At 50.8% G+C, this 3867-nt stretch carries 2 protein-coding genes and 1 pseudogene; 1 reads left to right on the plus strand and 2 read right to left on the minus strand.

Annotated features, from left to right (window positions below; all coding sequences use genetic code 11):
- Positions 1 to 88: 88 nt before the first annotated feature.
- Both K5905_RS29365 and K5905_RS29370 read right to left on the minus strand, forming a co-directional pair.
- A complete protein-coding gene (locus tag K5905_RS29365; protein WP_297591096.1) occupies positions 89 to 811 on the minus strand; it encodes a hypothetical protein in 723 nt (240 codons plus the stop codon).
- Positions 812 to 939: 128 nt separating this feature from the next.
- On the minus strand, positions 940 to 1362 hold the full coding sequence (locus tag K5905_RS29370) for a hypothetical protein (protein WP_297591098.1): 423 nt from the start codon (positions 1360 to 1362) through the stop codon (positions 940 to 942).
- A 588-nt stretch (positions 1363 to 1950) separates the two neighbouring features.
- On the opposite strand from K5905_RS29370, the pseudogene K5905_RS29375 reads away from it, so the two are divergent.
- Positions 1951 to 3867 (plus strand): annotated as a pseudogene (locus K5905_RS29375) (hypothetical protein); the annotation flags it as partial.

The following is a 3867-nucleotide window of genomic DNA, read 5'->3' on the forward strand; positions in this document are numbered from 1 at the left end:
AGCTACAAACGGAGCCGCCAGTCTGTAAATCCGGCTGACTACCGGGACACCAGACTGGGGATTTTTAAAGGGCCCATTCTGGGGAAATTTAAGGTGCCATTGACAGCCACATCGCCAGAATAATTGCGAAAATGGCGGCCCCGAGGGAAATAAGCACAGTGAAGCGTATTGCGTCCTGTTCATGCTCAGTCGCGGCTCTGGCAGCGGTCTCGGTGAGCGCCTGAACTTTGAAGAGAAGTTTTTCAAGTTCCGTGTTGAAAGTCGATTGTTCATCCCCGATACCATGTAATAGCTGCCCTGCATTCAGGGCGTTGTCGTACCTGACTTGCGCAAGAGCCTGGTTTGTCGCAAGTGAATTGCTTGTATGTTCTCGGCTTGTAGCCTCTAGCACGGCCAGTATTGACTCAAACTCCTTCGCCTGGCTCTCTGTCCGCGCTATAGCAATACCTTTCCGTGCGACTTCCTGTGCTTCGGAGAGTTCCTTGGTAATTGTATTTCCCAGGGAGAGAATGCGCCCTTCAAGCTGTACAAGTTTTTCGTTGTCTATTGAGGAGTGACCAAGACTTTTCAACAAACTCGCGCGCGCAAGCTGTTCAATCAGAATCGTTTGTTCCAAGCGATGAGTCGTAACATGCCCGATTGCCTCAGTGAGGGGGACCTCAGCCTCTGCTATGAACTGAATTTCTTGTCCAATTTTTTGAATTTGAAGAATTCCGAAGCCTGATGCGGTAATCACGATGCCAATGGATATCACGACAATCGACAAGAGCTTGCCGGTCACAGTAAATCGCAATGTACGGCGTTTGCGCATGAATTCTCCTTGTAAAACAAGATGAGGGCCTTCACGTTTACGCGCTTAGATTGCATGACTTAGATGAATCAAATCATAATAATTTCACAGTTTTAATTACCTAATTCAGTGAAATTGAGATGAGTGTGCTAATTTTTTTGGATAAACAAAAGTTGATTAAGGGTGTGATATCTAATATTAGTTGAGCGTGATGCTATTGTACATAAAATATAGATACATATTGCTATCATCTGAGTTGAGAGTATCGCGTTAATACAGATATTTGTATCAAGTCTGTTTTGAGTTTCAGGTAAGAATACCAAAATGTGGCCTTTTTCTACCGTCGCTTTGATTTGTTGCCGGCATATGTTGATGAGATTGTGATTGGCAGAACAAGAGCAGCAGACCTGGTCAAATTGGAAACCATTGGCCTTGAGTAGGCCGCTGCTGAATTTCGGTGCAATTTTTGGCTCTGGAGCGAGCATTGGATAGATGCTGGTTCTTCCTTTTCCGCTGCCAGTCCATACTAGCGCATTTTGCGTTTGTAGTCCCCACGGACCAAGCCATGTCATCTATCTGGCCTCTAGGTAGAAAACGTGGTTTTGAAACGAACGAATGCCGACAAGAGCTTTTCCCTCCACCGAAAGAGTATCTATCGGTTGTTCTGGCGCTTTTAGACACAGTTTGAATGGTTGCATGCTTTTTGGGATCTCGATCCTGAGACGAAGTTGACGTCTTAGGCAGATACCTCTTCAAGGCTTCGTGGGACCACCTCAATGTCAGCTATCAGATGCAAACTGCGGGAACGTCGATACAACAAAGTGTTGCAATCATGGCTTGGTCTTGCGTTTAATGCATTACTTGTTTATTTGTCTCATTTTGATAGATATATCATAGTAAAATTGAGTTTTTATTCAATTTTACACCTTTTTAAGAGATGATTAACTATAAAAGAGGCCATTTGTACTTGTGGGTTGATATTTTTGTTTCTTGCTAGGTCAGGTTGGCCGTTGCGTACGGGTAGTCACCCATCGGAGTGTGTTTCTGGAGCTTGCTCCTCTAGGTAAGGGTCTACTATGTGCAGGAATTCAGTTTCTGCTTTTTTCTTGATGGTAGCTGGGCTTTCAGGTGCTCCTCTGACCATATTCGTGTCCTGTTTCGTGACAAGTAGTGTTTATGGAGACGAAGTAATCGATGGCGGTACTCATGAAATCGTTGGTGGAAGTGCTGCGACACAGGGGACAAATTGGAATGTGTCAGGGGATCTATCAGTCGGAGATGGCGGGCAAGGAACGCTCGCAATCCAAGATGGAGGTATCGTCGATGTACCCGATCGAACTCTGTTGGGGATCCAAGCTGGCGGAGTGGGAACAGTCACGGTAACCGGAGAAGGTTCTAATTTGACGGGAACGACATTGTTTGTCGGAGACGACGGGCAAGGAACGCTTACAATCCGGGACGGAGGGATTGCAGCCTTCACTGGTATCGCCGAAATCGGTCAAGACGTTACCGGAGTGGGAAGCGTCACGGTTTCTGGCGAGGGGGCCAGTTTTGCGGCTTCAGTCCATATCTTTGTCGGCGACTTTGGTACAGGCACTCTGTTAATCGAGGACGGGGCAGCGGTAACAGCACCCAACTCTGCCATCGGTTACAGAGAAACAGGCCAGGGAAATGTTACAGTCACCGGTGAAGGCTCCAGCTGGGCTCTTTCAGGTCAGCAACGTGTGGGGCGTGCGGGTGTTGGGACACTTTCTGTTGAGGACGGGGCAACGGTCACAATCGGAACCAACTCAATCATTGGGTTACATTCTACAGGGCAAGGAAGCATTACGGTTTCTGGTGAGGGTTCCAACTATGCGGTTTCGAGTACATTGGACGTGGGATATGCCGGGCAAGGGACAGTCATCATCCGAGATGGTGCAGAGGTAACAATCGGAACTGACACCACGATCGGGTATCAAAATTCTGGTTCGGGTGTTGTTACGGTTTCTGGTGAGGGCTCCAGCTATGGGGTTTCCGGAACAATGGTTTTGGCCGACTATGGTGCAGGTTCCCTGACCGTCCAGGATGGTGGTGCTGTTACGCTTACCGGCAGCACGAAGATGATTGTCGTGGGACAGAGCACGGGTTCAACCGGTACTCTCACGATCGGCGCTGCGGCCGGTGATGCGGCTGTTTCTGCCGGGATGATTGATGCCGACACGATCGCCTTTGGCTCTGGCACTGGAACGCTGGTCTTCAATCACACCAGTGATGATTTTGTGCTGGCGTCTGATTTGACCGGTGTGGGCAGTGTGGAGGTTTTGTCCGGCAGGACCCACCTGACCGGTGACAGCAGCAGCTTTTTCGGAACAACGACCATCGATGGCGGCCATCTTGCAATCCGGGGATCATTGAGCGGAGATCTTTCCTTCAGCACTGGTTCTCTTGATGTTGAAGCTGGTGGTGTCGTGGCCAGCAGTGGTGACACTGTGGTGGGAGCAGCGTCTGCCGCCAGCGGCAGTGTTAAGGTCGCGGGAGTCGGGGCCACCTGGACGACATCCGGAGAGCTGGTTCTGGGGGATGAGGGGACCGGCGTGCTGAGCGTCCAGGACGGTGGAGCGGTCGCGCTGACGGGCAGCACCAGGACAATCACCCTGGCGCAGGGAGCTGGTTCGGTAGGCACGATCAATGTTGGCGCCGCGGCTGGTGATGCAGCTGTTTCTGCCGGGATGATTGATGCCGATACGATCGCCTTTGGTTCTGGCACTGGAAGGCTGGTCTTCAATCACACCAGTGATGATTTTGTGCTGGCGTCTGATTTGACCGGTGTGGGCAGTGTGGAGGTTTTGTCCGGTAGGACCGACCTGACCGGTGACAGCAGCAGCTTTTCCGGAACAACGACCATCGATAACAGCCAGCTGGCCGTCAACGGCATTTTGGGCGGCACCGTTACCGTCAATACGGACGGAACCCTGAGCGGAGCGGGAAGCCTGACCGGCGCCACCACGGTCAATGGCGGTGGAACGGTCTCCCCGGGCAATTCGATCGGTACGATCACCGTGAGCGATATCACGTTTGATGCCGGCTCGACCTAT

It is taken from the genome of Roseibium sp. (assembly GCF_025698965.1).
Taxonomy (GTDB): Bacteria; Pseudomonadota; Alphaproteobacteria; order Rhizobiales; family Stappiaceae; genus Roseibium.

What these genes read in the sequence shown, in the direction of transcription:
- K5905_RS29365 (WP_297591096.1), bottom strand. Translation starts at nt 811, where the DNA reads ATGCGCAAACGCCGTACATTGCGATTTACTGTGACCGGCAAGCTCTTG.
- K5905_RS29370 (WP_297591098.1), bottom strand. Translation starts at nt 1,362, where the DNA reads ATGACATGGCTTGGTCCGTGGGGACTACAAACGCAAAATGCGCTAGTA.